At 34.9% G+C, this 15223-nt stretch carries 17 protein-coding genes; 7 read left to right on the top strand and 10 right to left on the bottom strand.

What is annotated here, in order from left to right:
• Positions 1 to 14: 14 nt before the first annotated feature.
• From AAGU07_RS06640 to AAGU07_RS06595, 10 genes are all read right to left on the bottom strand, one after another.
• Entirely contained in the window at positions 15 to 884 is an 870-nt protein-coding gene (locus AAGU07_RS06640) for a 2-oxoacid:ferredoxin oxidoreductase subunit beta (protein ID WP_342458345.1), read from the bottom strand.
• Positions 885 to 927: 43 nt separating this feature from the next.
• Positions 928 to 2061 carry a 2-oxoacid:acceptor oxidoreductase subunit alpha gene (locus tag AAGU07_RS06635; protein WP_342458344.1) on the bottom strand — a complete coding sequence of 378 codons (1134 nt, stop codon included), beginning with the start codon at positions 2059 to 2061 and terminating at the stop codon, positions 928 to 930.
• A 29-nt stretch (positions 2062 to 2090) separates the two neighbouring features.
• The gene (locus AAGU07_RS06630) at positions 2091 to 2297 is read right to left on the bottom strand and encodes a ferredoxin family protein (protein WP_342458343.1); all 207 of its coding nucleotides are present in this window, start codon (positions 2295 to 2297) and stop codon (positions 2091 to 2093) included.
• A gap of 115 nt (positions 2298 to 2412) precedes the next feature.
• Positions 2413 to 2730 carry a hypothetical protein gene (locus AAGU07_RS06625; protein ID WP_342458342.1) on the bottom strand — a complete coding sequence of 106 codons (318 nt, stop codon included), beginning with the start codon at positions 2728 to 2730 and terminating at the stop codon, positions 2413 to 2415.
• A gap of 46 nt (positions 2731 to 2776) precedes the next feature.
• On the bottom strand, positions 2777 to 3148 hold the full coding sequence (locus tag AAGU07_RS06620; protein WP_342458341.1) for a dihydroneopterin aldolase family protein: 372 nt from the start codon (positions 3146 to 3148) through the stop codon (positions 2777 to 2779).
• 367 nt (positions 3149 to 3515) lie between these two features.
• Positions 3516 to 4250 carry a class E sortase gene (locus AAGU07_RS06615; RefSeq protein WP_342458340.1) on the bottom strand — a complete coding sequence of 245 codons (735 nt, stop codon included), beginning with the start codon at positions 4248 to 4250 and terminating at the stop codon, positions 3516 to 3518.
• A 56-nt stretch (positions 4251 to 4306) separates the two neighbouring features.
• On the bottom strand, positions 4307 to 5254 hold the full coding sequence (locus AAGU07_RS06610; protein WP_342458339.1) for a hypothetical protein: 948 nt from the start codon (positions 5252 to 5254) through the stop codon (positions 4307 to 4309).
• Positions 5255 to 5342: 88 nt separating this feature from the next.
• A complete protein-coding gene (locus AAGU07_RS06605; protein WP_342458338.1) occupies positions 5343 to 6650 on the bottom strand; it encodes a DUF515 domain-containing protein in 1308 nt (435 codons plus the stop codon).
• Entirely contained in the window at positions 6640 to 7350 is a 711-nt protein-coding gene (locus tag AAGU07_RS06600) for an archaetidylserine synthase (protein WP_342458337.1), read from the bottom strand. The genes AAGU07_RS06605 and AAGU07_RS06600 overlap by 11 nt, the downstream gene beginning before the upstream one ends.
• Before the next feature lie 374 nt (positions 7351 to 7724).
• The gene (locus tag AAGU07_RS06595; RefSeq protein WP_342458336.1) at positions 7725 to 8399 is read right to left on the bottom strand and encodes an archaetidylserine decarboxylase; all 675 of its coding nucleotides are present in this window, start codon (positions 8397 to 8399) and stop codon (positions 7725 to 7727) included.
• A 1022-nt stretch (positions 8400 to 9421) separates the two neighbouring features.
• Between AAGU07_RS06595 and AAGU07_RS06590 the strand changes: the two genes are divergently transcribed.
• The 7 genes from AAGU07_RS06590 to AAGU07_RS06560 all read left to right on the top strand — a co-directional run bounded on the left by AAGU07_RS06590 (position 9422) and on the right by AAGU07_RS06560 (position 14964).
• Positions 9422 to 10051 carry a hypothetical protein gene (locus AAGU07_RS06590; protein ID WP_342458335.1) on the top strand — a complete coding sequence of 210 codons (630 nt, stop codon included), beginning with the start codon at positions 9422 to 9424 and terminating at the stop codon, positions 10049 to 10051.
• Between the two features lies 1 nt (position 10052).
• On the top strand, positions 10053 to 11126 hold the full coding sequence (locus AAGU07_RS06585; RefSeq protein WP_342458334.1) for a rod shape-determining protein: 1074 nt from the start codon (positions 10053 to 10055) through the stop codon (positions 11124 to 11126).
• Between the two features lie 83 nt (positions 11127 to 11209).
• On the top strand, positions 11210 to 11818 hold the full coding sequence (gene rnhB, locus AAGU07_RS06580) for a ribonuclease HII (protein WP_342458333.1): 609 nt from the start codon (positions 11210 to 11212) through the stop codon (positions 11816 to 11818).
• Positions 11819 to 12214: 396 nt separating this feature from the next.
• Positions 12215 to 13054: a MotA/TolQ/ExbB proton channel family protein gene (locus AAGU07_RS06575; RefSeq protein WP_342458332.1), complete on the top strand. Its 840-nt coding sequence runs from the start codon at positions 12215 to 12217 to the stop codon at positions 13052 to 13054.
• 36 nt (positions 13055 to 13090) lie between these two features.
• A complete protein-coding gene (locus tag AAGU07_RS06570) occupies positions 13091 to 13489 on the top strand; it encodes a biopolymer transporter ExbD (RefSeq protein WP_342458331.1) in 399 nt (132 codons plus the stop codon).
• A gap of 79 nt (positions 13490 to 13568) precedes the next feature.
• Complete coding sequence (locus AAGU07_RS06565) at positions 13569 to 14174, top strand: IMP cyclohydrolase (RefSeq protein WP_342458330.1); 606 nt, start codon at positions 13569 to 13571, stop codon at positions 14172 to 14174.
• Positions 14175 to 14196: 22 nt separating this feature from the next.
• Positions 14197 to 14964: a coenzyme F420-0:L-glutamate ligase gene (locus AAGU07_RS06560; RefSeq protein WP_342458329.1), complete on the top strand. Its 768-nt coding sequence runs from the start codon at positions 14197 to 14199 to the stop codon at positions 14962 to 14964.
• Positions 14965 to 15223 lie beyond the last annotated feature (259 nt).

Below are 15223 nucleotides of genomic sequence, written 5' to 3'. Positions count from 1 at the left end.
CCTCGTATTTTTTTTTAACTTTTATAAGCTGCTTTAATTGATTCTGAGGGAGTTCCATTTTCACATTTTTCATTTACCAGTTCACAAAGCCTTTCTGAATATTCTGGCAGGCTTTTATCAACAAATTCTCCCACAATTATTTTTCCTTCAAGTTCTTCTTCACTCATATTTACAGTTTTTTCCTTCAGGACACTGTTCTTTTTCATGAAGTCCATCATCTCAATGGGAGTCCTCATCCTGTTTTTCCTTCCGAAATAGGTTGGACACTGTGAAATGACTTCAATGAATGAAAATCCTTTATTTTGTAAACCTTTCTTAATGGAAAGTGAAAGCGGCATGGCGTGAGTTGTGGTCCACCTTGCAACATAGGTTGCTCCAGCTGCAGTTACAAGATCCGCCAGACTGAAAGGTCTTTCAAGAGCTCCATATGGGGCGGTACTTCCATAACTGCCTTTTGGTGATGTTGGGCTGATTTGACCTCCTGTCATCCCGTAAATACTGTTGTTTATACATATTACAGTGAGGTCTATATTTCTCCTTGCACCATGAATTAGGTGGTTACCTCCAATAGCCGCAGCATCCCCGTCTCCTGTAAATACAACTACATCAAGGTCAGGATTTGCTAATTTAACTCCTGTAGCAAATGTAATTGGTCTTCCATGTGTTGTATGAAGTGAATCGCATTTTATATATCCGGGGATCCTTGAAGAACATCCTATTCCAGATACCATTGCGATATTATCAAGATCAAATTCTGCCATGTTCATGCCGTTGAAGAATGTGTTCATCACAATTCCATTTCCACATCCAGCACAAAAAATATGTGGCAGCCGCTCTTCCCTTAAATAATCTGTAAAACGACTTCCTTGTAGTGTACTAGCCATTTTTTCATCTCCTGAACTTAAATAAACATTTTTAAATTAATTTTTATTTGCATGATTCTATTTTATTCAATATTTCGCCTGGAAGATGCATTTCTCCCCCTATTTTTGGGAGCAGCTCTACATCTGCAGCTCCGCAGATAACCCGTTCTACTTCATGGACCATCTGTCCAAGGTTCATTTCTACAACAAATACTTTTTTAGCCCCTTCTGTTGCAGATTTAATTACTTCCTCAGGGAAAGGCCATACAACTTCTAATTTAATATGTCCCGCTTTAATACCCTTTTCTCTCGCCTGTTTAACTGCAGTAATTGCAGATCTGGAAGGTGCACCATATGAAATCACAACAATGTCTGCATCATCAGTATATAATTCTTTAACCCTGCTTATTTTATCTCTGTTTTTAAGTATTTTATTACAGAGCCTTTTTACAAGCTTTGAATGAGTTTCTGGACGGGAAGTATCAGGGTAACCTCTTTCATCATGTGTAAGTCCCGTGATATGCATTTTATAACCTGCTCCAAATGGAGGCATTGGTGACACACCTTCAGGGTCTGCTTTATATGGTAAGAATGTTTCAGGCCCTTCTTCAGGCATTTTTCGAGGAGTGATTTTAACGTTATCTGGCACGGTAATTTTTTCCCTCATGTGTCCTACAATCTCGTCACCCATTACTAGAACCGGTACTCGGTATTTTTCTGCTAAATTAAACGCTTCTACCGTGAAATCAAAACATTCCTGTACCGAAGACGGTGAAAGGGCTATTAATTCATAATCCCCATGTGACCCCCATCTTGCCTGCATCATGTCTCCCTGGGCGGCCATTGTAGGCTGTCCAGTTGAAGGACCTCCCCTCTGCATGTTAACAATTACAAGTGGAGTTTCTGTCATGGCAGCGTAACCTATATGTTCCTGCATTAAGGAAATTCCGGGCCCTGATGTTGCAGTCATTCCTTTTTGACCTCCCCAAACGCCACCGATAACTGCACCAAGTGCAGAAATTTCATCTTCCATCTGTATGAATGATCCTCCTTCTTTAGGCAAAAATACTGCCATATCTTCAGCAATTTCTGTAGAAGGAGTTATTGGATAACCAGCAAAGAATCTGCACCCTGCTTTAATGGCACCTCTTGCACATGCTTCGTTACCCTGTATGAAATAATTTTCAGTATTCACCATTTTAACGTCTCCAATTTTAATTATTTAGGTTATTCTTCTTTCTCTTCAACTCGTATAGCTTGATCTGGGCACATTAATGCACATAAACCACACTTGGTGCATCTATCTTCGTGCTCCGGAGTTGGAAGACGAACTCCCTTTTTATTAGGTTTTTTTGATTGCTCATAAACCTTAAAGGGGCAAAATTCTGTGCATATGTTGCACCCCTTACATAGTTCTTTATCGACTTTTATCATGTTATCACTGGGAAGTTTATAAAAGAATAGAATATACAATAATAAAATAATCTTAAATGAATATGTGTCAGTAGTTATATAAAAATAAATGTATCATAAATTGTGCCAATAATTCTTATTTTTTGAAACAGACACAATAACCCGATTCTGTTTTATATACTGAAAGTTCTTCTGTTGCAACAAAATCATATAAAATACCTGCAATATCTACATAAAAAAACCATTCTCCAGTTTCACTTTGGATCATGGCAATTAACATCTCTAAATAATCTTGTAGGGGCTGGCAAAATAAAGTGCTTTGATCTAAACCTTTTTTATCTGCTTCATGCTTGAGAACCTTTTCCATCTCAGCATCAGATGATTTCAGCTTTTTCCAGACATCCACACATCTTATAGCAAATTTTAAATCGCCATATATTTTTAAACTGTCCATAAAGTCACCACAAAAAAGTAATTACAGGGGAGGACTGTAAGTTTATCTAGTCATCAATATCCTCAACATACATCAAAGGGTACTTCAACTCCTCAATGTATTCCATCCTCAAAACCGCTTTTTTACCAGCATACTTCGAAACTACTCGTATGTCAAGCATATCTCCGTTTAAAGATACATAATTGAATTTACTTTTAGCTTCTTCAAGCATCTTACGATCTATTTTTACTTCAACTTCTTCAATGCATGGCTGAAGTTCCATTGCCTTTTTTATGGATTTTTCAAGTGTTTCTGCACTTTCTGAATTTACAGGTGTTCCAACAAACTGATGGAACAGTGCGCCCATTGTAATTGCACCTTCAAAAATTGTCCTTTCTCTGCTTGAAATATTTTTGAAATATTTATCATCGATGTCCATTAAAATCTACCTGGTTTTATATTTAAGTGGTACTAATTATAAAATTTTGTGTATATCTGGATTTAGCCTCCAAAATCTTTGTTTTTGGGGCCTGCAAAACAAAGCCTGTGAAAATTGAAAATTTTCATGGCGTCAAAATCTTTGATTTTGACAGTTTTGCGGCCGAGGAAACAAGTTTTCCCCGGTTTTTAAAATCTCGAAGAGATTTTATTCAACCTCCAAAATCCCTCAAAAATTCTTTGAATTTTTGGGGCGCAAATCAAAGATTTGCAAGCTTTGATTTTGGGGTCCTCAAACACTTCGTGTTTGGGCCTTCGAAAATTTGTAAAATTTTCGAAAATTCGGAAAATTCATTCTGGATTTTCCTTCAACCTCCAAATATATCGCTTAAATTGGATATCTGCGATGATATTTGATCTCCAGGGACTGGGAAGTAATATCCAAATACTAAAAATAGCGTAAGAGCAATGGCAGTCATGAAAATAAATATTTTATCTTCTTGTACTGGATATAGGTAGCTTAAAATTAAACCTATTCCTAAAAAGGCAGCTATTAATAAAGGTGCATAGGGAAAAGATGTTTTTCCATTATCTGCATTCGCTGCTTTTGAATAGCTAAATGGAACTATTTTAGTTTGATTTGCCTGTATAATTAGTCTTTCTTTGGATGATCCAAGAGGATAGCATGTATACAAAATAAGAGTTTTTCCCTGATCTAGGGGCAGCTGGTATGATGCTGGAACGATATATGATCTTACCACTTTATACTGGACATTTCCTATTTCTGGCCAGGATATAGTTATATTATCTCCCGCTTTAAGCTTATCAAGATTTACAAATGGAGAACTGTAAAATGTCCGGTGTCCTGCGAGTACTGTAGTCCCGTAGCCCGGTTTTGAAGATAGGGGCTCATAATATACACCGTAATTTACGGATTTGTTGTTGATATTTTGATCAACACCTATTTTTGGTATTTCAAGAAAAGGAGTATCTGATTTATTTAAAACAACATTTTCTGTTGTTGCATAGAAACTTACTTCAACCATAAAATAAAGGGAGATGATTACCATCCCCGCAATGATAAAAAATGTTGATAACTTCATGTAACCTTTTTTTATTGCTTATTATTATTAAGGTTAATGTTATTCACCATGAATTATCATCTAAGCCTTGCATAGGCTAGTCCGCCAGCAGCTAAAATACCCCCAATTGCGAATGGGAGGTATGGAATTCCTGTGTTTTTAGTGGATGCTGATGTGTTGTCTGATGCTGCATTGGCTGTTTGTACTGATGCTGATGTGTATTTCCCTGTGCCTGATGATGATGAACCTGAGCAAGGCCAGTAGTAAGTGTATGTGAACCATTTGGTACAATCTGCACCTAAAGTAACATCCCATGCTGCAATTGATCCGTCCATTACAATGTCTTTATCTTTGAATGTCACTTTAGGGTTACTGTATATAAGTTTTGAATCAGTAGGTACAATTGGGGCTCTTATTATTCCTGATACACAGTTATCTGCTCGATTTGTAAGTTTGAATGTGAAAGTACCTTTCCATGATTTAAGATCCAGGTTTGGATTAAGTATCTCTATTTCATTTGGTTGGAACCATGAAGCATCTATACCAGGATCTGGAATTATTGGCCAGTAAGTGCTGTCTGAAGCGTTTTCGTTAACTATAACTGCTTGATCGCTTGCACCGTTAGGGTATACTCCCATTGATCCAAGTGCATAGACTGTAAATGATACTGTTTTTGTTTGTCCTGGTTGTATTTTCCATCCCCAGTCTCCACCTAATTCTGGACTAACTGCATCAACCATTTTCACTGCTGATGGATTCGTGTCATATACAACCCATTTTATTGTACTATCGTCGGCTAGACTACCTTGGTACACATTGCTTATCTTAAAATATTCGACATGGTTTCCTTTATTTTTTATAGTTACAGTTATGGTGGCGACAAGGTTACTTAAACCAACGTTGGATTGATTATATTTTATCCATGTTACTGCTCCATATACTGCATTATTATCTGAATTTGAACCTATTATTCCTATAAATGCTACTAATACAATTAATACAACACATATCTTGTTTATATTCATTAATATCCCCTTTTCCCCTTTTAATAATATGTGGTATATGTGGCCTTGTAAATGGTCCGAGTTACCACATATAACCTATTTTAGATGATTATCCGTATATTTGTTTTAGCTCCTTAATCATCCAGTTAGGAGCTTGCTGGGTTGGAACTGTAAGTATAACATTGTTCATGTTTTGTATAAGGAATATTGCATTTTCTCTTGGAACCTCTAGTAACAACAGGTATTGCGCGTCAAGTTCTCCGAGGTTTGATGTTCTCTCGAAATCTGATAATTTCCAACCATATGAGTTCAATAATGAACTTACTTCACTTTGATCCCAGTTATCAGCTGCAGCAGCTTTTAAGAGTTCTTCAACATCTTCTGATGCTGATTCACTGCGTGAACTACCTGAAACTAAGTTACTCATGGCAACAGTCTGTGCATGGGACTTGTTTGCATTTATGGTTCCGCTGTCTTTAGCTCTTAAAATTGCGAGAACAGTTGCTCCGCTTATTTGAGGAGTGCCATTTGTTGTTGACACAGTAGTGTTTGAAGTGGTTCCATTCATTAAATACACGTCAACAGAATTTCCGACATTTATAAGGCCTCCAGCAGCCTGCAGTCTGGAAATGATTATTGGAATAGCAACGGTATCTGGGGTTGTAATCTCCATTTGTGATAAAACACTAGCATCTGCCTGTTTAACTATTGCTTTAGCATCTGCAACCTTAACTATTGAGTTCTTTTGCGAGCCGGTGCTGTCGTTATACGTTATCATGACTCGTCCATAGGCATCTTTTTGCGTATTAATCTGTTGATTTTGATATTCTCTCCAAGCCTCTGTTGCCGGACCCAGTACATCTATAGCATCTACCTGATCAGGCGTAGTAGCGCTTGAAATTTGGGCTCTAATATTTATTCCCCGTGCATCTGTTGCCAGCGGTCCTGTAAAGTAGGTATTAACTGCGGCAAGTTTTGTTTGTTTGGCGTTTGATAGCGTGTCCTGATAAGGTGCGTAGACTAAAAAGTAGTAACCTGCCCCAACAAGTACAATCAATATAATTCCAAAAACTGCAGCCCCGACGAGAGTCTTCTGATCATCATCAGGGATTCTTCTTCCAAAACCACCCATTCCAGGTCGTTTATCATCAGGCCTCTTTTGAGGAGGTTTTAATCGCGGCTTTGCACCAGGTTTTGCACCAGGTTTTGCCATAGGTTTAGGCATAGGTCTTGGCATTTTCCTTTCGGGAGGAGTTTTCATTTCTTCTTTTTTATCCTCGTCTCCTTTTCCAGTTACTTTGCCTACCATGCCTTTAAGACGCCCTCCTATATCGGAGTCATCCTTTTTATTGTTATTCCCCCTAAGATCAGGAGTATCTTTATCGTCTTTCTTTTTTCCACGTATCTTATCTAACATTCGGACCACTTCTAAAGAATTTAATGTATAAATCTATAACTGGTACAATCAATAAGTATAGTAGCATAATAATAAATAAAAGCTTTGCGGGGAAATATGTGATATATGACAAAATGTTTTGAGGTAATAGCGTTGCTATAATTAGTATGCTTCCCACAGCTAATGTTGTAATGCCTCTAAATTTAGGATATTTGACTGTGCTTATCATGAATAAAGATACAACGGTCATAATAACTAATGCTAAACCTGCATTGAAAAATCCTGAAAGATAAAATGACGAAAGTATCAATGCTGTAGATGGAATAGGTAACCCCACAAACTTGTCATCATGTGAATCTGTAATTACATTGAACCTTGAAAGTCGTAGTATCCCGCATATGACTATTAAAAGAGCTACAATTATATTGATGTATAATATTCCAGAAGACTGGCTTAATATATATAAAAACATTCCAGGAGCAACTCCAAAGGATATAATGTCTGATAAAGAATCGACATTCTTCCCAAAGCCAAATTCGTCTTCTCTCTTTAATTTTCTGGCAACCCACCCGTCTAATGCATCAAATATGACTGCCAGCAACATAAGCTTAGCAGCTAATACAAAGTTACCGGTAGTTACCATTATAATTGCTAAAAATCCAGATGAAGCGTTTGCAATTGAAACTATATCTGCAATAGATGTAAAAGATTTAATATTCATATTTGTCCTCAAAAATTTATGTATAAATTTTCGAATGTTCAGGAAAAAACATGGTTTTTTCCTTCAACCTCAAAATTTCTTCGAAATTTTGGGAGTTAGAAAATACTATCTCATCAATAGATTTTGAATGCAAAGTATTTTCTAAAACCCGTGTGTAATCATTGATAATTGTTATAAATATATTTATACTAAAAACATCTGCAAATTATGTGCAGAAATTATGAAACATGATTATTGATATTGTAATATTCTTATATTAAGATGGTTTGAATTTAGTAATGATTTTGGATCAAAATAAATTTTATAAATATTTATATTTAAAAGAAAATATATTTGCAGATTGAAACAGTATATTTAGAAAAAATTGTACGTATTTAATTAGCTATTACCATTTTAGCCATTATTGTTTCTGCTGCTTTTGGTTTTTGACCTTCTTTAACCATTAATTTACATTTTTCGTAGGGTACAATTAAATCTACTCTAGATCCAAATTTGATCATTCCTAATCTTTCTCCTATTTCGACACTGTCTCCTACATTGACATATTGAACTATACGCCTTGCTACAAAACCTGCAATTTGAATAACTCCAATTTTTCCATATTCTGAGTCAATTACTATCAAATTCTTTTCTTTTTCAGTTTCGGTTTCAGCATCCTTAAATGCCAGTTTAAATTTTCCAGAGAAGTGTTTGGTTTTTACAATTTTTCCAGAAACAGGAGATCTATTCACGTGGACATCAAAAGGAGACATGAATGTACTTATCCGAACCCCTTGCTCCCCTTTTTTTAATATATGTTTCATTAGGGGATCATCGTATTCAACTATCTCTATTTTGTCAATTTGTCCTTTGAGTACTCTACCATCTGCTGGGGCCACTACAACACCTTTTTCGTGAGGCACCCTCCTATTTGGATCTCTGAAAAACTGCATAATAAACGCTACAATGGAAAATAAGATTAGGCTTACTAAGAAATATCCAAATAAAAATGGTAAGACTGCTAAAGTTAAAAATACTCCTGCTTTTTTTAAAGTTCCTTTAACGAACATGAGAATCACAAATTTTTAATGAATGTTAATGAATGTAATGAATTTACAAATGTAATGGATTTACAGATTTTCTATGTTCCATCTATAAAAATTATTGGTATAAATTATGTCTTTCATGAATTGATTTGCACTTGAAATTTTGAATCTTTTTCATGCTTAAATGAGTGTCAATACTAAAAATAGAACTTTAACACATCCATATTGTTTAAAAAAGAATTTATTTAATTTTCTTTTAGATGGGGGATATGCATTTAATTTACTATCTTATCAATTCATAAAAGTTTATATAATTATTCTGCTTAATTGTCATATATTATAGAACATAATTATATTGGGAGTACTATTGGGATAAATTTGGGCATATTTATTTATAGTTTTTTATATGTAGGAATTGTAATAGTATATTAAAATAAGTATGCAAAATACTCAAAAATTTCTATGAATTTTTTGGGGACCTGTAAAATCTCCGATTTTACAGTTCAAGAAACGTAGCTAACAAACACATAGTGTTTGAGTGCTCCAAAATCCGTAGGATTTTGAGAGTTTCTTTCAACCTCAAACGCTTTGCGTTTGGGATCGGAAATCTATGATTTTCGGCACCGAAAATTGAAAATTTTCGAATGTTTCAAGAGTTAGAAAAAGCATTGCTTTTTCTAAAATCCTCAAAAAAACCATAGGTTTTTTTGTGATCTGCAAAACTTTGGTTTTTGCAGGCATTGAAAATTGAAGCATGCAAACACAAAGCATACGAAAACTCAGTTTTCGTTGTGCCAAACACTTTGGCAGTGTTTGCTTTACAAAATCGAAGATTTTGTAAATTTAGAAAACAGTTGGTTTTCGATGCCGTGGAAAACTACGTTTTCTCGGCCACAAATCAAAGATTTGTAGGCCATGAACACTTCGTGTCCGACTGCATGAAAAAATCAAAGATTTTTGACAGATTTTCAAAGGTTAGAACCTATTTAAAAAATTATTTATTATTATGTGTGGAGTTTTACCATGAGAAGTAAGACGTGGTATTGATGATAGAAAACAAAATTAAGACTTTAAGGAAAGCTGCAAAAGTTTCAACAATGCAAACTTCAGATAAAATATGGTGTGTAATAGCCGGTAATGAAGAAATGATTAATAATATTGCATATGAAGCTATATTAGATAAAGAAAGAGTGAAGATACTTTGCAGGGAACACATTACCTCAAGAGAGTCATTTGTAACCAAAAAATTTGATTTTATTATGTTATATGGTGACGCGGATAAAATTAGAAATCTAAGTTTAATATCTAAAGAAGACGGCGGAGCTTCCCTTAAAATAGCCCCTTATTATATTGGGGAGGAACCCAACTTAATTCTGGCTGTAGGGCCTGAGGATCATATTAAAAAGTTCTTAGGTGACCTGGAAAAAAGCACAGCTAAGGCATCATTTCTTTTAGAAGATAAAACTACTGGTTTTATAGAATCTGATGTTTACATAACTCGATGGTTACCGAAATTTGCTCGAGATATTGCTGACCCTTTATTTAAAATGGCAGATGTGGCTTTATCAACAGTTTTAATATCAACTGAAGAAGAATATATAGAGAAGATCAAAGAAATTGCAAAGTCAAACAAAATATTTGTAATAAGGTTTAATGATATTTTAAAGGAGGAATAAAATGAATCTTTTTGGAAAGAAGGAAGAAACAGAAGAAGTGAGGAAGGAAGGGATAACAAATACCTTAGGAATTGATTTAGGTACACTTAACACCGTTGTCGCAAAACCTTCAGGAGATAAATTTGATCTTTATAAAATACCATCAGTAGTAGCTGTAAAAAAAGAAGATCCATCTTATGTGCTTGCAGTAGGTGAAGATGCAAAATTAATGCTTGGAAGAACACCAGAGGACATTATAGCAGTAAGGCCACTAAGAAAAGGAGTTATAGAAAGTGTAGCTCAGGCAGAAGCTCTCCTTATTTACGCTATGGATAAAGGAGCAGGAGACTCCATGGATCATATTGATAGGATAGTTATAGGTATTCCTGGAGATGCATCTGAAGTCGAGAAGAACGCTGTAGAAGAAATCGGTAGAAAAGCTGGAGCAAGCTATGTTTTAGTTATAAGTGAAGGTCTTGCAGCAGCTATAGGTGCAGGATTACCAATTGCAGAAGCATCTGGTACAATGGTAATTGATATTGGTGCTGGATCAAGTGATATTGTGGTTATCTCTCTTGGTGGAATTACTGATATCGAAACAGTAAGACTTGGTGGAGATAATATTGATGATAACATTGTGGAAAAAGTTAAAGAGTTATACAATGTCCAGATAGGAATTCACGAAGCAGAAAAAGCTAAAATAGAAGTTGGAATGGTCCATTCTGGTTCCGATATTGAAGCTATAAAGACCACTGCAATTGGAAAAGATATGGAAACTAACAAACCAAAAGAAGTTGAATTAGATTCAGCACTGGTAGCAGAAGCCGCAGAACCAGTTGTAGTTGAACTTATTGAAGCATTAAAAGTCATACTTGAGAGAATGTCCCCTGAACTTATATCCGGGGTTTACAAAGAAACCGTAGTTGTTGGTGGAACATCACAACTTAGAGGATTAAAAGAAAGGATATATGAAGAAGTCGGCGTTCCTGTAGAAATTTCAGATGACCCAATGACTGTAGTCGCAAAAGGAGCTGCTATTGTAGCTGCAGAACCACGGGCACTTGAACCAGAAGTACGTCTGAAAGCTATGAAATAAGTCAATTACTTATTTCTCAATTTTTTTTCTTAAATTAAATACTAAACTTTTTATTTTAAAATTAACAAACTTTTTTAGATACAATGAAAATAATCGGCATAGATGAAGCGGGTAGAGGCCCTGTAATCGGACCTCTTGTTGTTTGCGGAGTAGCAATTGAAGATGATAGGCTTGAAAAGCTTGAAAGGCTTGAGTTAAAAGATTCTAAAAGATTAACTCCTGGAAGAAGAAAAGTACTTGCAAGGAGAATAAACAAAATTGCAGAATCTTACACTGTTAGCATAGAAGCTAAAGACATCGATAATTTAAGGGCTAAAGATGTCAATTTAAATGAAATTGAAAAAATAGCCATGAAAAAAGTTATAGGGCATTTTGAACCTGATGTGGCTTATATAGATTGTTTAGATGTTAAACCTCAAAGATTTCGCGATGAAATGGAGAGTGTCCGGGAGAATCTCAAGGTTATAGCGGAACATAAAGCTGAAGATAAGTTTCCAATTGTGGCAGCGGCGTCTATAGTTGCTAAAGTTGAACGTGATTCGGCAATTGATAAAATAAGGAAAGAATATAAAGATGTTGGGTCAGGATACCCCAGCGATCCTAAAACAATTGCATTTTTAAAGAGGTTTACCTATGAAAATTTACCTGATTTTGTAAGGCGTTCATGGGCTACAGTTAAAAAGAACATGTAAAATACATTCATAAAAACCTATTTTTTTTTAAATTTCTTAATTAGATCCAGAATAAATTCTTTTTTAAAACAGTGATATAAAAAAAGTAAAAGTAATCATACTGATAATTAATTTAATAATAAAAATTTCAGTAACTATTTTAAATCATTAGCACAAACGAAGATCATAAACTTGCAAACATTTATGTTTGCGCATTCGAAATCCTAGATTTCGAAAGTATTTGAAATATGGTTTCGATGCATCAAAATTAAAGAATTTTGAATGTTTACAAAACTCTCAAACATACGGGTTTGAGCATAAAACATTAGTTTTTCAGCTTTGATTTTGATAGATTTATTAAAAGGACACACAACAACTAAACTGAAACATACTAAAATCAGTAGGACCAGGATAACAATGATATATGAGTTTTTAAGCGGTAACTTTGGTATTATACTGGAGATGTTCCAAAGCGGAGGAATTATAACCTACATAATAACTATTATCGGAGTATATGGATTTTTAGCTTCCCTTGAGAAAATTCGTTATTTACGCAAGATATCAAAAGTTTCTCCACCATTAATTATGGGAACAGTGAACGATGCAATGGAAAAGGGAGGGTCTCTTGAAGCACTGCGTTCAATAGGCAAATATCAAAATCCTGTCTCAAAAATCATTTCAGAGGCCTTAAAAATAGGTTACAGAAATAAAACCGAGGTTGAAGATGCAATGGAACGTGTTTTTATAGTTGAGATGGGAAGAATGACTAAAGGTCTGGGCACAATTAAAATGATAATTGAAATTTCCCCTCTTTTAGGATTAATAGGAACAGTTTTAGGTATGTGGTACACATTTAGAGCTCTTGGAATGGGCGCAAGCTCATCAGGAATGGCGGAAGGAATTTATATAGCTTTAATTACTACTATAGCGGGACTTACTGTTGCAATAATTTTAGTCCCTCTTCATTCTTATATCACAGGCAAAATAGAAGATGAAATGGATAAAATAGAGATAGCTAAGAAGATGACCAACTGGAACTCTGCAGTTATGAGAATAAAAGTAGTAACTAATCCAGAAATGGCTGTTGAAGCTTTAAAAGAAGCTGAGGGAATTGTAAAAGTTAAAGAAATCGAAGATTATGATGCAAACGTTTTAGTAGCTTTAAAACCCAGTATGCTTGAGAAAAGTATTCACAACATAATTATGGAAAAATGCAATACTAAAGCCGAGATTATTGAAAGTAAATTAATGCAGTAATAGTTAGAACTCTTTAAATGTAAAGGAAGTTATTTAATGGTTTTAGACGTGAACAGATATAAAAACAAAGTGAAGAAAAATACTCCTAGATTTAACATGGTTCCATTTATCGATGTTGTTTTTACAATCCTCATATTTCTAATGGTTACAAGCAGCTTCGGTGCTGCTGCTGATCAGACGCAGTCTACTTCTGGAAAACCACAGGTAACGCAAAGCAGTGGGACATCTGAATATTATCTGGTTCCAGTTGCAGGTTTGAAGAAAGTTACAGTTAATGGGCAGGATATGTCCAGTTATATACGAAACGGTGCAATTGCAGTACATACAAAAGTTATTGATGAGGGAGAAATAGTTATAAAAGCTAAAAATGGTGAGATCATTATAACCACTCCTCAGGGATTCCCGACAAATAAGGCTGTGAAAGCGCCTAGTTAATGGATATGGCCAATTATTGATAAATTAAATTAACAGTAAAAAATAAATAATTTGATATATACGTTTAACAGGTGAAAAAATGTATCTTGGAAGAATGTTAGCAGTTGGAAGCACAGAATCAGGAAAATTTGTTGCATATAGAGTTTCAAGCAGGTCGTTTCCAAATCGAATGGTAAATGTATTTGAAGACAGGGCCGCAATTGTACCAAAGGAAGGACATGAAAAAGACGTTTTTGTAAACCCTTACATTGCTTATAACTGTATCCGGATCGTGGATGACGTTGCTGTAGTTACAAATGGATCTCATACTGATATTATTGCAGAAAAAATAGCTTCAGGTATGGATATACGAGATTCAATTGCATTAACACTACTTACAATGGATTATGAAAAAGATGAATTAAATACTCCACGTATTGCAGGAGCTACAACATTAGATGGAGATTCTTATATTGGGATTGTTACAAGTGATGGAATCATAGTTGAAAAGGTTAAAGAAGATCAATGCAGTTATATTTCAACATATGAACATACAAAGCCAAATGATGTTGAATTTGTTTGTAGCAACGCTGAAGAAGCGGCTAAATTTATATATGGTGGTGGAAAATTTGAGGAATTCACCAATCCTGTAGATTCAGTAGCTGCATTTGCAGAGGATAATGAGTGGAAAATTGGCTCTTTATAGTAGATATCAGCATGGTGAATATATGGACATCAAGATCATCGGAATTGAAAATATTCCATTAATTACAGAAGGCAATGACATCGCTGCTTTAATAGCAGATGCCATGAATAGTGAGGGTATTGATATTAAAAATGGAGATATCTTTGTTATAGCCGAAACAATAGTGTCTAAGGCAGAGGGAAATAAAATTAATCTTAAAACTATTGAACCAACTCAAAAAGCATTTGATATTGCAGAAAAAACAGGCAAAGACCCTCATGTTGTAGAGGCTATACTCCGAGAATCCCATGAGATACTGGAAGTAGGGCCTGATTTTATAATTAGCGAAACTAAACATGGATTTGTATGTGCAAATGCAGGAATAGATGAATCAAATGTGGAAGACAATATGGCCACACCTATGCCTGAAGATCCAGATAAAAGCGCATCTCTTATAATGAAAAAAATAGGAGCACTAACTGGAAAAGAAGTTGTTGTAATTGTATCTGATACTCAAGGCAGGGCTTTTAGAGAAGGAGCTATTGGTACAGCAATTGGTATATCTGGGATGAAAGCTCTCTGGGACCGGAAAGGTGAAAAAGATCTCTACGGCAGAGAACTTCAAACTACAAGTATTGCTGTTGCAGACGAATTAGCGTCAGCAGCATCAATTTTAATGGGTCAGGCGGATGAAGGAATACCTGTTGTTGTAATAAGGGGAGTTAATTACGTTAAAACATTAAAAAGCAGTAGTTCCACAGCTAAGGATTTGATAAGGCCCAAAAAATATGATGTATTTAGGAAAACTTAAATTATATAAATTATAGTAATATTTAAACCATCATAAAGTTTTTAATATTAAGACGAGTCCTTTAAATAAATAATTTATGAGGACTCTAAATCTCAAAAATAGAATTTTGAATATATGAGTTAAAGCATCAAATCCCTAAAAACCTGCGGGCTGCGATTTTCAAAACATTCATATACTCCAAAAGATATTGAGTATTTAAATATGGGGGGATCAGCACGGTTGATCTCCACTTCAATCATTAATTACAAAAAAAAACTTA

The organism is Methanobacterium sp. (assembly GCF_038562635.1).
Classification (GTDB): domain Archaea; phylum Methanobacteriota; class Methanobacteria; order Methanobacteriales; family Methanobacteriaceae; genus Methanobacterium_D.
Note: the sequence above shows the minus strand (reverse complement) of the source record. Positions and strands in the feature narration are given on the sequence as shown.